This window comes from Streptomyces sp. NPDC002754 (assembly GCF_053592315.1).
The window spans coordinates 19,707-35,616 of record NZ_JBSFVM010000018.1 but is presented as its reverse complement, the minus strand read 5'-3'; the positions used below and the strand labels follow the sequence as shown (position 1 = coordinate 35,616).

Annotated in this window: 16 protein-coding genes and 1 pseudogene; 8 read left to right on the top strand and 9 right to left on the bottom strand. The window is 70.3% G+C overall.

Annotated features, from left to right (window positions below; translation table 11 throughout):
- Positions 1-128: 128 nt before the first annotated feature.
- From tilS to folE, 4 genes are all read left to right on the top strand, one after another.
- Positions 129-1,127 carry a tRNA lysidine(34) synthetase TilS gene (tilS, locus tag ACWD2L_RS28220; protein WP_351334322.1) on the top strand — a complete coding sequence of 333 codons (999 nt, stop codon included), beginning with the start codon at positions 129-131 and terminating at the stop codon, positions 1,125-1,127.
- Positions 1,128-1,170: 43 nt separating this feature from the next.
- The gene (hpt, locus tag ACWD2L_RS28215; protein ID WP_351334320.1) at positions 1,171-1,731 is read left to right on the top strand and encodes a hypoxanthine phosphoribosyltransferase; all 561 of its coding nucleotides are present in this window, start codon (positions 1,171-1,173) and stop codon (positions 1,729-1,731) included.
- 223 nt (positions 1,732-1,954) lie between these two features.
- Positions 1,955-3,970 (top strand): ATP-dependent zinc metalloprotease FtsH, encoded by a 2,016-nt coding sequence (ftsH, locus tag ACWD2L_RS28210; protein ID WP_351334474.1) that lies wholly within the window; start codon positions 1,955-1,957, stop codon positions 3,968-3,970.
- A gap of 120 nt (positions 3,971-4,090) precedes the next feature.
- Positions 4,091-4,696 carry a GTP cyclohydrolase I FolE gene (folE, locus tag ACWD2L_RS28205; RefSeq protein ID WP_351334317.1) on the top strand — a complete coding sequence of 202 codons (606 nt, stop codon included), beginning with the start codon at positions 4,091-4,093 and terminating at the stop codon, positions 4,694-4,696.
- A gap of 43 nt (positions 4,697-4,739) precedes the next feature.
- On the opposite strand, the gene ACWD2L_RS28200 is transcribed toward folE, so the two are convergent.
- The 7 genes and pseudogenes from ACWD2L_RS28200 to ACWD2L_RS28170 all read right to left on the bottom strand — a co-directional run bounded on the left by ACWD2L_RS28200 (position 4,740) and on the right by ACWD2L_RS28170 (position 10,128).
- Positions 4,740-5,222 carry a DUF3180 domain-containing protein gene (locus tag ACWD2L_RS28200; protein ID WP_351334316.1) on the bottom strand — a complete coding sequence of 161 codons (483 nt, stop codon included), beginning with the start codon at positions 5,220-5,222 and terminating at the stop codon, positions 4,740-4,742.
- Between the two features lie 74 nt (positions 5,223-5,296).
- The gene (gene folK / locus ACWD2L_RS28195; RefSeq protein WP_351334313.1) at positions 5,297-5,896 is read right to left on the bottom strand and encodes a 2-amino-4-hydroxy-6-hydroxymethyldihydropteridine diphosphokinase; all 600 of its coding nucleotides are present in this window, start codon (positions 5,894-5,896) and stop codon (positions 5,297-5,299) included.
- Positions 5,893-6,252, bottom strand: coding sequence for a dihydroneopterin aldolase (gene folB / locus ACWD2L_RS28190; RefSeq protein WP_267070060.1), 360 nt, complete (start codon positions 6,250-6,252; stop codon positions 5,893-5,895). The genes folK and folB overlap by 4 nt, the downstream gene beginning before the upstream one ends.
- Before the next feature lie 236 nt (positions 6,253-6,488).
- A complete protein-coding gene (locus ACWD2L_RS28185) occupies positions 6,489-7,010 on the bottom strand; it encodes a nuclear transport factor 2 family protein (protein WP_351334309.1) in 522 nt (173 codons plus the stop codon).
- On the bottom strand, positions 7,007-7,870 hold the full coding sequence (folP, locus tag ACWD2L_RS28180) for a dihydropteroate synthase (protein ID WP_351334306.1): 864 nt from the start codon (positions 7,868-7,870) through the stop codon (positions 7,007-7,009). Before folP ends, ACWD2L_RS28185 begins: the two co-directional genes overlap by 4 nt.
- Before the next feature lie 86 nt (positions 7,871-7,956).
- Positions 7,957-8,823 (bottom strand): annotated as a pseudogene (locus ACWD2L_RS28175) (phosphatidylglycerol lysyltransferase domain-containing protein); the annotation flags it as partial.
- A 150-nt stretch (positions 8,824-8,973) separates the two neighbouring features.
- Entirely contained in the window at positions 8,974-10,128 is a 1,155-nt protein-coding gene (locus tag ACWD2L_RS28170) for an ABC transporter ATP-binding protein (protein ID WP_351334303.1), read from the bottom strand.
- A 196-nt stretch (positions 10,129-10,324) separates the two neighbouring features.
- Between ACWD2L_RS28170 and ACWD2L_RS28165 the strand changes: the two genes are divergently transcribed.
- The 4 genes from ACWD2L_RS28165 to ACWD2L_RS28150 all read left to right on the top strand — a co-directional run bounded on the left by ACWD2L_RS28165 (position 10,325) and on the right by ACWD2L_RS28150 (position 13,934).
- Entirely contained in the window at positions 10,325-11,074 is a 750-nt protein-coding gene (locus ACWD2L_RS28165; RefSeq protein ID WP_351334301.1) for an ABC transporter permease, read from the top strand.
- Complete coding sequence (locus ACWD2L_RS28160) at positions 11,071-11,739, top strand: ABC transporter permease (protein WP_351334298.1); 669 nt, start codon at positions 11,071-11,073, stop codon at positions 11,737-11,739. Before ACWD2L_RS28165 ends, ACWD2L_RS28160 begins: the two co-directional genes overlap by 4 nt.
- 89 nt (positions 11,740-11,828) lie before the next feature.
- Complete coding sequence (locus ACWD2L_RS28155; protein WP_351334295.1) at positions 11,829-12,794, top strand: ABC transporter substrate-binding protein; 966 nt, start codon at positions 11,829-11,831, stop codon at positions 12,792-12,794.
- Positions 12,795-12,953: 159 nt separating this feature from the next.
- The gene (locus tag ACWD2L_RS28150; protein WP_451192120.1) at positions 12,954-13,934 is read left to right on the top strand and encodes a hypothetical protein; all 981 of its coding nucleotides are present in this window, start codon (positions 12,954-12,956) and stop codon (positions 13,932-13,934) included.
- 103 nt (positions 13,935-14,037) lie between these two features.
- Here ACWD2L_RS28150 and ACWD2L_RS28145 read toward each other — a convergent pair whose 3' ends face one another.
- A complete protein-coding gene (locus tag ACWD2L_RS28145) occupies positions 14,038-15,387 on the bottom strand; it encodes a PH domain-containing protein (RefSeq protein WP_351343070.1) in 1,350 nt (449 codons plus the stop codon).
- The gene (locus tag ACWD2L_RS28140; protein ID WP_351343068.1) at positions 15,384-15,899 is read right to left on the bottom strand and encodes a PH domain-containing protein; all 516 of its coding nucleotides are present in this window, start codon (positions 15,897-15,899) and stop codon (positions 15,384-15,386) included. Before ACWD2L_RS28140 ends, ACWD2L_RS28145 begins: the two co-directional genes overlap by 4 nt.
- Positions 15,900-15,910 lie beyond the last annotated feature (11 nt).

The window sequence follows — 15,910 nt, the reverse complement described above, 5'->3', positions numbered from 1 at the left end:
GACACACTCTGCGTGACCGATCTCACCCGGTCACCGTTGAGCGATTGAGCCGGGTCAGCCGGCGCTGGTCCGGTTCGAGTTGTCCAGCAGCGCCCACCCCCCAGACAACGGAATGAAGGGAACCGGACATGGGTCCCCATCCTGCGGTCGCGGCGATACGCCTGGCGGTCCGCCGCGTCCTCCACGACATCCTGAACGACTCCAAGCCGGACGCCGAGCCCGTGGTGCTCGTCGCCTGCTCCGGCGGAGCCGACTCCATGGCCCTCGCCTCCGCCCTCGCCTTCGAGGCCCCCAAACTCGGCATCCGCGCCGGTGGCATCACCGTCGACCACGGCCTGCAGCCCGGCTCCGACGCCCGGGCCGAGGACGTCGTCCTGCGCCTGGGTGCCCTCGGCCTGAAGCCCGTCGAGTCCGTCGCCGTCGACGTGGGCCGCGGCGGTGGCCCCGAAGCCGCCGCCCGCGACGCCCGCTACGCCGCCCTCGACGCCGCCGCCGACAGCCACGGCGCCGCCGCCGTCCTGCTCGGCCACACCCGCGACGACCAGGCCGAGACGGTCCTGCTCGGCCTCGCCCGCGGCTCCGGCATCCGCTCCCTGTCCGGGATGGCCGCGATGTCGGGCACCGGCGGCCGCTACCGACGGCCCTTCCTCACGCTCGACCGGCAGACCGCCCGCAAGGCCTGCCTCGTCCAGCACCTGCCTGTCTGGGACGACCCGCACAACGTTGATCCGGCCTACACCAGGTCCAGACTCCGGCACGAGGGGCTGCCCGCCCTGGAGAAGGCGCTCGGCAAGGGCGTCGTCGAGGCTCTCGCCCGTACGGCCCAGCTGTCGCGTGACGACGCCGACGCGCTCGACACCTGGGCCAGGGACGCCGCCGAGTCCGTACGGGACGCGGCGGGGCTCCTCGAATGCGCCAAGTTGTACGCGCTGCCGCCCGCCGTACGTCGCAGAATCCTGCGCAGGACGGCCATCGAGGCCGGCGCCCCGGCCGGTGCGCTGTTCGCCCGGCACATCGAGGAGGTCGACCGCCTGATCACGGGGTGGCGGGGCCAGGGAGAGATCAATCTGCCGGGCAAAGTTCTCGCTCAGCGGCAGGGTGGCAGACTGGTCATCCGGCAAGGCTGACTCGACGGTCACGTCGCGGCGGCCGGTGGGACGACCGAAAGTGATGCGGGTGGACGCGAAAGACATGGGCACCGACCTAGAGTCGGTGCTCATCACCAAGGAAGAGATCGACGCGAAGCTGGCGGAGCTGGCCGCGAAGGTCGACGCGGAGTACGCGGGCAAGGACCTGCTGATCGTCGGGGTCCTCAAGGGCGCCGTCATGGTCATGGCCGATCTGGCTCGTGCCCTGTCCACCCCGCTCACCATGGACTGGATGGCGGTGTCCTCGTACGGCTCGGGCACCCAGTCCTCCGGCGTGGTGCGGATCCTCAAGGACCTCGACACCGACATCAAGGACAAGCACGTCCTGATCGTCGAGGACATCATCGACTCCGGTCTGACGCTGTCCTGGCTGCTCACCAACCTCGGCTCGCGCGAGCCCGCCTCCCTCGAGGTGTGCACGCTGCTGCGCAAGCCGGAGGCGGCCAAGGTCGACATCGACGTGAAGTGGGTCGGCTTCGACATCCCGAACGAGTTCGTGGTCGGTTACGGCCTGGACTACGCGGAGAAGTACCGGAACCTGCCGTTCGTCGGCACCCTCGCGCCGCACGTCTATGGCGGCTGAGGAGTCGTCAGTCCTGATCGCGGGGACGGGAACCCTCACGGGGTCCCCGCCGTTGGAGCATGCGAAGGGCAGATTCCCGGTCATCCCCTGCGGCTTCGGGTGACAATGCTGGGGTACCGTCCGAAGAACAGTTCTTCAAATAGCTACAACAGCACCAACAGCTGCAAACAGCCTTATCAAACTCACTATGGCAGGAGGGACGGGGCGGCTCCGCTCCGTATGGATGGACGTGAAGCGATACTTCCGTGGGCCGGTCATGTGGATCGTGCTGGCCGTCCTTGCCGTGGTCGTGTTGATGCAGGTCGTCGGTTCGTCCGGCGGCTACAAGACAGTGGACACCGGCCAGGTAATTCAGGCCATCAACGACAACAAGGTGGAATCGGCCAAGCTGACCACCGGCGATGAAGACACCATCAAGGTCGAGCTGAAGGGCGACCAGAAGGTCGACGGCTCGAACAAGATCCAGGCCAGCTACATCGGCGACCAGGGCGTCGACGTGGCCAAGAGTCTCCAGGCCAAGTTCGAGGACAAGCAGATCCCTGACGGGTACACCGTCTCCCCGTCGAAGCAGAACCCCTTCGTGGGCATCCTGCTCTCGCTGCTGCCCTTCGTGCTCATCGTCGTCGTGTTCCTGTTTCTGATGAACCAGATGCAGGGCGGCGGCTCCAAGGTCATGCAGTTTGGCAAGTCCAAGGCCAAGCTCATCACCAAGGACACCCCCAAGACGACGTTCTCCGACGTCGCCGGCAGCGACGAGGCCGTCGAGGAGCTCTACGAGATCAAGGAGTTCCTCCAGGAGCCGGCCAAGTTCCAGGCGGTCGGCGCCAAGATCCCCAAGGGCGTACTCCTGTACGGCCCGCCCGGAACGGGCAAGACGCTGCTCGCGCGTGCTGTCGCGGGTGAGGCCGGCGTCCCGTTCTACTCGATCTCCGGTTCCGACTTCGTCGAGATGTTCGTCGGTGTCGGTGCCTCCCGTGTCCGCGACCTCTTCGAGCAGGCCAAGGCGAACGCTCCGGCGATCGTCTTCGTCGACGAGATCGACGCGGTCGGCCGGCACCGTGGTGCCGGACTCGGCGGTGGGCACGACGAGCGCGAGCAGACGCTCAACCAGCTGCTCGTCGAGATGGACGGCTTCGACGTGAAGGGCGGCGTCATCCTGATCGCCGCCACGAACCGGCCCGACATCCTCGACCCGGCGCTGCTGCGTCCCGGCCGTTTCGACCGCCAGATCGCGGTCGACCGTCCGGACATGCAGGGCCGTCTGGAGATCCTCAAGGTTCACCAGAAGGGCAAGCCGGTCGCTCCGGACGTCGACCTGTCGGCCGTCGCCCGCCGTACGCCGGGCTTCACCGGTGCCGATCTCTCCAACGTGCTGAACGAGGCCGCGCTGCTCACGGCCCGCTCGGACCGGAAGCTGGTCGACAACCAGATGCTCGACGAGGCGATCGACCGTGTGGTCGCGGGCCCGCAGAAGCGGACCCGGATCATGTCGGACAAGGAAAAGAAGATCACCGCGTACCACGAGGGCGGTCACGCCCTGGTCGCGGCGGCCTCGCCGAACTCCGACCCGGTCCACAAGATCACGATCCTGTCCCGTGGCCGCGCGCTCGGGTACACGATGGTGCTTCCGGAAGAGGACAAGTACTCGACCACGCGCAACGAGATGCTCGACCAGCTCGCGTACATGCTGGGCGGGCGCGCGGCCGAGGAGCTCGTCTTCCACGACCCGACCACGGGCGCTGCGAACGACATCGAGAAGGCCACCAGCACGGCCCGCGCGATGGTCACGCAGTACGGCATGACCGAGCGGCTCGGCGCGATCAAGTTCGGCGGTGACAACTCCGAGCCCTTCGTGGGCCGCGAGATGGGTCACCAGCGCGACTACTCGGAAGAGGTCGCCGCGCTCGTCGACGAAGAGGTCAAGAAGCTCATCGAGACCGCGCACAACGAGGCCTGGGAGATCCTCGTCGAGAACCGCGACGTTCTCGACAACCTGGTCCTCGCGCTGCTCGAGAAGGAGACGCTGAACAAGGAGCAGATCGCCGAGATCTTCACTCCGATCGTGAAGCGCCCGGCCCGCCCCGCGTGGACCGGCTCCAACCGCCGTACCCCCTCGACCCGCCCGCCGGTGCTCTCCCCCAAGGAGCTCTCACTGACGAACGGTGCGAACGGAACGGCGCCCGCCATCGAGACCACCACCCCGGTGGACACGGTGAAGGAAGAGCGCCCCGAGAGCTGAACCGGCCCTCATTGGGCAGGCCAGACCCGGAATGCAGGCCGCGTCCCCCACGCTTTACGGTGTGGGGGACGCGGCCTTTGCGCTGCCGCGCGGCGATGTGAGTAGAGAAAGAGGCACCAGATGACCGACCCGGTGACGCTGGACGGTGAGGGCTCGATCGGCGAGTTCGACGAGAAGCGGGCCGAGAACGCCGTGCGTGAACTGCTCATCGCGGTCGGCGAGGACCCGGACCGCGAGGGCCTCCGGGAGACTCCGGGGCGGGTCGCCCGCGCGTACAAGGAGATATTCGCGGGCCTGTGGCAGCAGCCCGAGGACGTCCTGACGACGACGTTCGACCTGGGGCACGACGAGATGGTCCTGGTGAAGGACATCGAGGTGCAGTCGAGCTGTGAGCACCATCTGGTCCCATTCGTGGGCGTCGCGCACGTCGGCTATATTCCGTCCGCCGACGGCAAGATCACGGGCCTGTCGAAGCTGGCCCGGCTGGTCGACGTGTACGCCCGCCGCCCGCAGGTGCAGGAGCGGCTGACGACGCAGATCGCGGACTCCCTGATGGAGATCCTCGAGCCGCGCGGCGTCATCGTCGTCGTGGAGTGCGAGCACATGTGCATGTCGATGCGCGGGGTGCGCAAGCCCGGCGCGAAGACGATCACGTCCGCGGTGCGTGGCCAGCTGCGCGACCCCGCGACCCGCAGCGAGGCGATGAGCCTGATCATCGGGCGCTGATGCGCTGATGCGCTGATGCGCGGTTCGGGGCGAGCGGCAGCGCCTAGGCGGCCGGTGCCGCCTGCTCGGGGTCCTCGTCCTCCGGGAGTTTGCAGACGCGCTCCAGGAAGATGGCCGCCGCGACGACGGCGACCCCGGTCAGTACCGAGAGTCCGGCGTAGATCGCCTGGTCGCGGTGGGCCGGGACGTCCAGGGACTCCAGGAGGAAGACGCCGGTGCCGCCGTACATGCCGGTCACGAGGGCCGCGACGAGGGCGCTGGCCTGACCGAAGACCAGGGCGCGCGCCGCCATCATGGGGTCGACGCCCTTGGCCTCGGGGCGGCGCTCCCGCTGCGCGCGCAGCCGGGAGCGCAGGGACAGGGCCGTCGCGAGCAGCACGACGGCGATCACGGCGAGCACGATGGGCGCGGCCAGCGGGACCTTCGGCAGTGTGCCCAGCGAGTCCCACAGGCGGGCGCCCGCCCAGGACAGCACTCCGGCGACGGCGAAGAGGCCGACCAGTGTCCTGATGCGCAGTTGCTTCATCCCGGTTGGTCGCCCCTCGTCCGTCTTGGCCCAGCTGCCCGTGGCCGTTAATCGTGTCCGGTAGACCCTAACGATTACTCGGGCAGGCGGAGTTCCAGGTCGACGCGCGGCGCGACGCCCGCGCGGGTCACGGAGTCGAGCAGTTCGGTGACCGCGCCGTGCCCCGGAAGCTGGGCCTCCGGCTCCACGTCGTGCCAGGGGACGAGCACGAAGGCCCGCTCGTGGGCGCGCGGGTGGGGGAGCGTGAGGTAAGGATCGTCCGAGACCACATCGGCGTACGCGACGATGTCCACGTCGATGGTGCGGGCGCCCCAGCGCTCGTCCCGCACCCGGTGGAAGGCTTCCTCGACGGCGTGCGCGCGCTCCAGGAGCGAGGCGGGCGGCAGCGTCGTCTTCAGGACGACGACGGCGTTGAAGTACGAGGGCTGGCTGTCCGGGGCGACGCCCCAGGGATCCGTCTCGTACACGGGCGAGACGGCCTTGACGCGGACTCCGGGGGTGTCCTCCAGGGCGTCGACGGCGCCCTGGAGGGTCTCCAGGCGGTTGCCCAGGTTCGCGCCGAGGGAGATCACGGCGCGCTTGGGGTTGGAGAGCGTGGTGTCGGCTGCGTCGACCTGCTCCACCACGGCGGTCGGGACCGGCTGGACGGTCGGGTCGAACGGAGTTTTGTTCATACTCGGCTCCGGGTGATGGTGACGGTCACGTCGTCGAAGGGCACGGTGATCGGCGCGTCCGGCTTGTGGACGCAGACCTCGACCTCCTGGACGCCTTCGTGTTTCAGGCATGTCTGGGCGATGCGCTCGGCGAGGGTCTCGATGAGATCCACCGGGTCGCCCGCGACGACGGCCACGACCTCCTCCGCCACGATGCCGTAGTGCACGGTCTTCGCCAGGTCGTCGTCGGCCGCGGCCGCTCGTGTGTCCAGGCCGAGCACCAGGTCCACGATGAAGGTCTGGCCTTCCTCGCGTTCCTTGGGGAAAACGCCATGGTGCCCACGGGCCTTGAGGCCGCGCAGCGCGACACGATCCACGCGAATCACTCCTGCTGTCGTCGTTGAAGGCCGGTCACATCGATGTGCGGTCGATGTCCCGGCCTCGATCGAATCTACCCGCGAGCACTGACAGCACCGGTCCGCGGGGGCTATGACTGATCCCACCCGGCACACCCGCCGCAGCCTGCGCTCTCGGCTGGTAGCCGCCCATACCCAGGCGGTCGAGAGCCCAACCCCACATGAGGATCACGGGCTCCGTGGGGACGCCTACCCGCTCAGGCGGGTGAGTCGCCGTCCTCCGCGTCGCCCATCTCGTCGGATTCGGCATCCGATTCGGCGAGCACGGGGGAGGCGTGGTGCGACCAGATCTTCCAGCCGTCGCGGGTGCGCCGGAACACATTGGTGGCGACGACGCGCTGGCCGACGAGCGGGCCGAGTTCGTCGCCCTCCTTGGGGGCGGGGCCGCCGCTGAGGATGTTCTCCGTGCAGGTCACCAGGGCGGTGTCGGCGACGACGCTGATGTGCACGTCGGTCAGGAAGAACTGGATGTACTCGGTGTTCGCCATGATCAGCGCGTACGAGCGCAGCACCTCGCCCCGGCCCGTGAGCACCGGCCAGCCGGGGTGCACGCAGCTGACGGAGGTGTCCTCGGCCTCGTCCGGGTCGGCGTCCTCGTCGTAGTCGACGTCCTCGGGGGCGAGCCACAGGGCGGTGAGTTCCTCGAAGGCGCCGCGTTCGACGGCTTCGTAGTAGGTGCGGTTGGCGGTGTCGACGGCTAGGACGTCGGCCTCGGTCACTGGGCTCCTTCGACCGCGCGTGCCACGCGGACGGCGTCGGCGGTGGCCCGCACTTCGTGGACGCGCACGGCCCAGGCGCCCGCCTGCGCGGCGAGCGCGGAGACGGCGGCGGTGGCGGCGTCGCGCTCGCGGGCGGGCGGCGGCGCGCCCTGCTCGCCGGCCAGTACATGGCCGAGGAACCGCTTGCGGGAGGCCGCGACGAGGACCGGGTGGCCGAGCGCGTGCAGCCGGTCGAGGTGGGCGAGCAGGGAGAGGTCGTGCTCGGCGTTCTTGGAGAAGCCGAGGCCCGGGTCGACGACGATGCGGTCGGGGGCGATGCCGCCCTCGATGGCGGCCCGCACGCGCGCGTGGAGCTCGTTCACGACTTCGGAGACGACGTCCTCGTACGTACCGGGCACATTGGTGCCCGCCAGGAGGCCGCGCCAGTGCATCACCACGAAGGGCGCACCCGTGGCGGCGACGACCGGGACCATCTCCGGGTCGGAGAGGCCGCCGCTCACATCGTTGACCAGGGAGGCGCCCGCGGCGAGGGACTGCTCGGCGACGGAGGCCCGCATGGTGTCGACCGAGATCGTCACGCCTTCGGAGGCCAGTCCTCGTACGACGGGGATGACGCGCCTGAGCTCCTCGTCCTCGTCGACACGGCTGGCGCCCGGGCGGGTGGACTCGCCGCCGACGTCCACGAGGTCGGCGCCCTCGGCGACCAGGTCGAGGCCGTGCTTGATCGCGGCGGTCGTGTCGAACCAGCGGCCGCCGTCCGAGAACGAGTCCGGCGTCACATTGACGACGCCCATGACCGCGCAGCGGTCCCAAACGGGGAGGTTGGCTACGTGGCCACGGCGGACCTGCGACGTGCTCATGGCCTCAAGCCTAGGCCCTTCGCGGCGGGCCGGATCTCGCGGCTTCGGCGGCCCTGGAAGGTGCCGCCGCTTTCGTGGCGGGGCCGCGCGGTGAGTCCGGTCTCGCGGGTCCAGACCGCGCACCCCGTCTCGGAGCAGTCCGTGACGGCCGGCGTCCAGGAGCGGGTCCGCGCCTCGTCCATGAAGCGCTCCATGGCTCCCGGCCAGGCCTCTACGTCACCCAGGGGGTCGCCCTTGGCCAGCATCACGCCCGAGACGACCCGGTAGTGGACCGCCGCCTTGCCGCTGGGCGAGAACACGATCCCCTTGCCTCGGGCGGCCGGGTCCTCGGGGCGGAACGCGAGGTAGAGCGTGGTCAGTGCGGTGATCAGGCCGAGGGCGCCGAGCGAGAGGGCGACCGTGTGCGCCGCGCCGCCTACGTAGACGAGCGGCCCCTCCATGCCGAGCAGACCGCACAGGACGTGCTCCAGGCGGTCCACGATGCTCGGGCCGCCGACGAGCCGCTCCGGGTGCGCGCTGACCACGGCGAGGCCGATCAGCAGTGAACCGGCGCCCAGGAGCACGAAGTTGGCCAGGGCGCGCCATCGGCCGCGGGGGTCGGGCGGCGCGTCGAACCGCTTCCGGTCGCGTATCAGGAGCCACAGCGGAACCAGGGACAGGGCGACGCCGACGGCCCCCACGAGCGAGTCCCGGTACGCGAGTTGCCCGGCAGCGCCGAGCGGCAGCAGTGCCGTCACCGCCCACCAGGCCCGCCGCTCGCGCCGCCGCAGCATGCGCGCGAGCAGGACGAGCAGAACGCCGCTGCCGAGCGTGAGGGCGGCGGCGTACGGGCCGAGCGGACCCGGCAGCGCCTCCGTGACGGCGCCCGTGCGGCTGCGCGTGAGCCGTGGCAGGACACCGGCCGCGATGTCCGCGCCACCGGCCAGGAGACAGGCGTCCGCGATCCGACGCATCCCCACGTCTCCTCCTGCCGCTCGCTCCGCGAGGCATGTGAACACGGTGCGAATGCCGCATCCGTGACGTACGACCTGTAGGACGGAAGCGGAGCGACCCGGGTTCACTCGTGAACGGCGGACATGGCGGACTCATAGGATTCAGCGGACTCAGGGGAGGAGTTGCTCCACCGTCTCCAGGTCGACCTCCGCGCGCGTGATGTCGCGGGAGTCCGCGGCCGTGGAGCGGCGCAGGGCCTCGTGTAGGCGGGCCGGGGTGAGTACGCCGAGGAAGCGGCCCTGGCTCTGTTCGTCGATGACCGCGATCCAGCCCGCGTCGTGCTGGAGCATCGTCGCGAACGCCTGCTTGAGCGGGGCGCCCACGGGCAGCCAGGCCTCCATGCGGCGCGCGTGCTCCCGCACGGAGCCGGTGCCCACGCGTGCGTGCTCGGCGGAGATCCAGCCGTGCAGGTTGTTGTCGTGGTCCAGGACGACGGCCCAGCGGGCGTCGAGCTCCTTGGGCAGCGGGTCGTCGAGGTGCACGACGGGCGGCTGCTCCAGGTCGCCCTCCTCGATGGGCGTCACGGAGAGGCGCTTGAGGCCGCGGTCGGCGCCCACGAAGTCGGCCACGTAGTCGGTGGCGGGTGTGCCCAGGACCGCCGACGGGGTGTCGTACTGCTCGATACGGCCATCTCCGTAGACGGCGATACGGTCGCCGAGGCGGACGGCCTCCTCCATGTCGTGCGTGACGAACAGGACGGTCTTGCCGAGCGTCTGCTGCAGGCGCAGGAACTCGGTCTGCAGGTGCTCGCGCACCACGGGGTCGACCGCGCCGAACGGCTCGTCCATCAGCAGGACGGGCGGGTCGGCCGCCAGGGCCCGTGCCACGCCCACCCGCTGGCGCTGCCCGCCGGAGAGCTGCTCGGGGTAGCGCTCGCCGAACACCTTCGGGTCCAGGCCCACCAGGTCGAGCAACTCCGCCGCCCGTTCCCTGGCCTTGGCGCGCTTCACGCCCAGCAGGTGCGGCACGGTCGCGGTGTTGTCGAGGACCGACTTGTGCGGGAACAGGCCGACCTGCTGGATCACGTAGCCGATGCGGCGGCGCAGTTGGACCGGGTCGACCCCGGATATGTCGTCGCCGTCGAGGAGTATCCGGCCCGCGGTGGGTTCGATGAGCCGGTTCACCATCTTCATCGTCGTGGTCTTGCCGCAGCCCGACGGGCCGACGAGCGTGACCAGTTCGCCCTCGTTCACCTCGAAGGACAGATCGTCGACGGCGGTGGTGCCGTCCGCGTACCGCTTGCTGACGTGCTCGAACCGGATCATGGGACCCCATTCTGCCGGGACACGGCCCGGTTGTGGATGCCCCGGTGAGGCAGTCATGTGAAGGCCGTGTTGCGTCCCTCCCCCGGGCCTCGGCCATTGTCAGTGGGCCGGGCTAGGGTCGTCGGCAGTTGGAAAACGTGCGTGCGGCTGTGCGGCCGGCTGACATACGTTCGGGGAATCGGGGGAGGTGGCCGGCGTGAGCGAGCAGAGCTGTCTCGTGGCCAATGACTGGGTGTGCGGGGAGTATGTGCGCACCCGCGGTCAGGAGTTGGTCGACGCGACCGTCCAGCATCTGGGCATCACGGCGGCGTCGGTGGTCATCGGCGTCCTTATCTCCTTCCCGCTCGCGCTGCTCGCCCGGCGCGCACGCGCCTTCGCGGGGCCGGTGCTCGGCGTGACTACGGTGCTCTACTCGGTCCCCTCGCTCGCGATGTTCTCGCTGCTGCTGCCCCTGTTCGGGCTCTCGGTCGCGCTGGTGATCACGGGGCTCGTGCTCTACTCCCTGACGATCCTCGTGCGGAACATGCTGGCGGGCCTGCAGGCGGTCCCGCAGGAGGCGAGAGAGGCCGCGCGCGGGATGGGGTACGGCCCGCTGCGGCTGCTGTGGGAGGTCGAACTTCCGCTGGCGCTCCCGGCGATGCTCGCCGGAGTGCGGATCGCGACGGTCTCCACGGTGGCGATGACGACGGTCGGCTCGATCGTGGACTACGGCGGGCTCGGCACGCTGATCGTGGGTGGCCTGCAGAGCGACTTCAAGGCGCAGGTGCTCACCGCGTCCGTGCTGTGCGTGCTGCTCGCGGTCCTGGCGGACCTGCTGCTGCTCGGCGTGCAGCGGTGGCTGACGCCGTGGACGAGGGTGGGGGCGCCGGTGCGGGGCGGGTTCCGAATACGGGGGCTCCGCGGCCGCGACGACGTGGCGCGCGCCGAGCCGGAGAAGGTGGCATGAACGCGATATCGGGGGCCTGGGACTGGCTGGCCACGAGCGCCAACTGGCAAGGGGAGAAGGGGGTGTGGCACCGCCTCGCCGAGCACCTGTACTTCTGCGGTGTCGCGCTCGCCGTCTCCTGCCTGATCGCCCTGCCGCTGGCCCTGTGGCTCGGACACAAGGGCAGGGGCGGCGCGCTCGCCATCAACATCTCGAACGTGGGGCGGGCGGTTCCGACGCTGGCCGTCCTCGTACTGCTCACGCTCACCCCGCTCGGCCGGCACGGCGATGTGCCGACGCTGATCGCGCTGGTGCTGTTCGCGGTGCCGCCGCTGCTCACCAACGCGTACGTGGGGATGCGCGAGGTCGACCGGTCGGTGGTGGAGGCCGCGCGCGGTATGGGCATGAGCGGCCGCCAGGTCTTCGCCCGCGTCGAACTTCCGCTGGCGTACCCGCTGGTGATGACCGGGCTGCGGTCCGCGGGGGTGCAGGTGATCGCGACGGCGACGCTGGCGGCGATGGCCGGTGAGGGCGGGCTCGGCCGGATCATCACGGCGGGGTTCAACCTTCAGGACACGCCGCAGGTGGTCGCCGGGGCGGTGCTCGTGGCCGCGCTCGCGCTGGCCGCGGAGGGCCTGTTCGTCGCGGTGGGGTGGGCCTTCGACCCCATGCGGAGGCGGGCGTGACCCATGGTCCGGGACCGGGCCGCGGGACTGGGCCATGGGCCCGAGGACTTGTGTTTGTTGTCAGTTCCGGCAGTGCGACGAGGAGAGCGATGAACAGCAGAACGCGTCGAGTGGCCCTGGCGGCCGTGACCGTGGGTGCGCTGACCGCGGGGCTCACCGCGTGCGGTGGCGACAGCCTCGAGGGCAAGGACGATGCGGGCGCGTCGGGTGGTGGCGGGAAGGGCAAGGTCGTCATTGGCGCCGCCCGTTTCACCGAGGCCAAGGTGCTCGGTGAGCTGTACCGGCAGATATTGGCCGACGCCGGGTACGACGCGTCGGTCAAGACGGTGGAGAACCGCGAGATCTACGAACCGCAGCTCGCCAAGGGCGCCATCGACGTGGTGCCCGAATACGCGGCGACGCTCGCCGAATTCCTCAACCTGAAGGAGAACGGGCCGAAGGCGAAGCCGGTCGCGTCGAGCGATGTCGACGCCACGGTGACCGCGCTGCGCAAGCTGGCCGAGCCGCAGGGGCTGAAGGTTCTGGACGCGGGAGAGGCCGTTGATCAGAACGCGTTCGCGGTGAGCAAGGATTTCGCCCAGAAGCACAAGTTGAAGACTCTTTCGGATCTTGGCAAGTCGGGCCAGAAGGTGAAGATCGCGGCCGGTGACGAATGCGAGACCCGGCCGTTCTGCGCGCCGGGACTCAAGAAGTCGTACGGGATCGATGTCACGGGAATCGACCCCAAGGGCGTCGGTACCACGCAGTCGAAGCAGGCGGTGAAGAACGGCACGGACCAGCTGGTCCTGACGACCACGACGGACGCGACGCTGGAGAACTTCGGGCTCGTTCTTCTGAAGGACGACAAGAAGCTGCAGAACGCGGACAACATCGTTCCGGTCGTGAACACCAAGGATGCGGGCGACAAGAAGATTGCCGATGCCCTCGGGAAGTTGACGAAGACGCTCACGACCGATGATCTCGTCGAGCTGAACCGGAAGGTCGACGCCGAGCGGCAGAAGGAAGGCGATGTCGCGAAGGAGTATCTGGAAGCCAAGGGTCTCGTCGCGAAATGATCTTGAAACTTGGGCTCCGCCGATTGGCTCCTGCCGAGAGGGCCTCAGGGCGCTAAGTGACCTTGTGGGCACGAGAGTTAGGTGGTTTCTGTGACAGGTGTGTCCGAATTTTGCCGGGCGGGGCTTCGCGATTTGCCTACGCGCGGTAAGTTTCTGGCCATGCCACGTGGACGCCACCGCCATTCTCCGCCCCTGCACCGCCTTCTGCCTCCGACGGTGATCGCCGGTGTGCCTCTCGTCTGTGCGGGGGCCGCCTGGCTGTCCGAGGATCCGCTCGTCCTGAGGGGCGTCGCCGCGGCGGCCGCCGCGGCGGCGGTGGTCGGTGCCGTGGTGATGCGCCGCTGGGACCGGCTCGCCGGCAAGCGGGTCGCCGAGCTGACGCGCGGTGCCGCGAGCGAGCGGTGGCGGCACGAGGAGGCCGTGGCGGAGCTGGAGGGCGATCTCGACGAGTCGCGTGAGCTGCGCACCCGCCTGGAGGGCAAGCTGCGGGCCAAGCGGGCCGAACTCGCCGCGCTGCGGGGCGAGCACGCGGCGCTGCTGCGGCGGTATGCGAACGCGGAGACGGAGCGGGCCAGCGCGCTCGAGGGACGGCGCCGGCTCGCGATAGAGGCCGCCGCCCCGGCGAAGGCGCTGCCGCCCGTGTCCCCGGCCGTGCCGGGCCCGCCGACCCCGGAGATGTACCGGCGGGCCAATGCCGCGCTCAAGCATCTCGCGCGGCCCGAACCGGCGGCGCCCACCACGGAGGAGGCCGATTCGCGGGGGAAGTCCGAGGCGGCGGCCGGCCACTACACCGTGCCTGCCGCCGCGATGGTCGTACCCGCGGCACCCGTGCGAAAGGTCCCCCAGGGCGGTTTCGACTTCTTCGGCGCGGGGCGCTCCGTGCACGGCCAGGAAGACCTGGCGGATGTCGTGGGGGAGGAGCTGGCGGCGGAGGTCGCGGCCGAGGTCGACCAGGCGGACGAACCGGAGGCCGGGTCGCAGCCCCGGGTCGAGGCCGAGGACAGTGGCAGCGCCGACGACACCGAGGCCTCCGAGGCTCCCGAAGACGCCGAGCGCGAGCAGCAGGTCATCGACCTGACCGCGCATGACGAGACGGAGCAGATCGACATGGGCGAGCTGAGGTCGGCGCTTCAGGCGTGACGTCCAGGGTGTGACGTTTCAGGCATGACGTTTCAGGCGTGAAGGCGAATGGGTGAGGGGCGAGGCGGCGTGCGGCCGCCTCGCCCCTCAGCCATTCCCGGGATCACGCCCCCGCCATCCACCGGTCAGGACGCGCGTCGCGGCGCCCCGTGCGGGAGCGGTCCGCCTGGGCCCGCAGGAGCTCGGACGCCTCGTCCACGTCCCTCAGGCGGGCTGTCACCGTCTTGTTGGCGCCGGTGTCGAGGTGCAGGTCGGCGACGCGCCAGTACCGCTCCCAGGGCCCCTGAGTGAGGCGCACGCTCTGCACCTTGGCGTGCGGGACGAGCGAGAGGCAGCGCTGCAGCAGTCCGTGGCGCGCGGCGAACACCGTTTCGGTGACCGTCACTCCGTAGCTCCGCCACCACACGGGCACGCACCAGCGGCCGCGCCGCGGCGCCCCCGCGAAGTCGTCCGGCTTCGGCACCGAGACCCCCGGCAGGATCCGCGCGACGACGTCCTCGGCATCCTCGCGCGGTGCCACGGGGACGAGCGCGGTGTTCGACGACCCGGCGACGTGCAGCTCGACGCGGACCCAGCCGCGGCGTCGCCACAGCAGCGGCTCGACGATCCGTACGGTCTGCACCCGCCCCGGCGGCACCGTCTCGTGCACACGGTCGAGCAGCCCGTGGTCGATGCGCAGCCCGTCCTGTGACTCGCTGACCGTCCAGTCGTACTCCTTGATGAACCGGCCCGCGCTGTTGGTGAAGGCCCCGCCGACCAGCGGCACCGCGACCGCGATCACTGTCCACAGGTTGTGGGTGGCGAACCACAGGAGCGTCGGGACAGCGACCGCGGCGAGCAGCATCGCCCAGGGAGTGCCCGTCAGGAGCAGCGCCACCGCGAGCATCCGCGGGGGCGTGTGCAGGATCGGCCGCGCCGGCGCCTCGCCCACGTCCTGCGCCGAGTCGGGCGCGAATCCGGCGGCCCGGGCGAGGAGTTCGGCACGCAGGTTTCCGGCCTCGCGCTCTCCCAAGAAGGCGAGCTCGTCCTTCTTGTCGGCCCCTACTACGTCGAGTTTCAGCTTGGCCACGCCCACGAAGCGGGCGAGAAGCGGCTGCGTGACATCCACCGCCTGGAGGCGGTCGAGCCGGATGTGGGCGGTGCGGCGGAACAACAGGCCCGTACGGATGCGCAGTTCGGTGTCGGTCACCGCGAAGTGCGTGAACCACCAGGTGAGGAATCCGTACAGGGCGGCCGCAGGAATCAGTACTCCGATGCCGATCAGCAGCACGACGGTGGAGAGGTGGGCCAGCTGGCGCTGCGCCTGGTCCATGTCGTGGACGGCCCAGCCGAGCAGGATCGCGATGGGCGCCCACGCGCGGCGCAGCGGCGTGACGGGGTGCAGGCGCCGCTCTCGCACGCCCTGAGCGGGCTCCTGGGCCGGGGCGCCGTCGGGGACGCGGGAGGGCGTCACAGGCCCGCCGATCGGGCCTCGCCGAGTTCGGTGAGGCGGTCGCGAAGGCGTTCGGCCTCAGCGGGCGCGAGACCGGGGATCGTCGCGTCGGTGGCCGCGGCGGCGGTGTGCAGTTGCAGGCTGGCCAGGCCGAACTTCCGCTCCAGCGGGCCGGATGTCACCTCGACGAGCTGCATCCGCCCGTACGGCACGATCGTCTCCTCGTGCCACAGGACGCCGCGGGTGATCAGCAGGTCGTCGGCCCGCTCCGCGTACCGCCACGAGCGCCAGTTGCGGCCGAGCATCACCCAGCCCCACACCAGGACCACGAGGGGGAGCACGCCGAACGCCGCCCATCCGGGGCCCACGAACATGGCGAGCAGCACCACGAGTGCCACCGCCAGCGGCACCAGCCACATGAGCAACAGCAGGCGGCGCAGTTTCAGCAGCCCGGCGGGCAGCCCGGTCCACTCCGGCCCTGTGGTGCTCGTCGGCCCTGTCGAGCCCGCCGCCCCTGTCGGCCCTGTCTTCATGCGGCCACCCT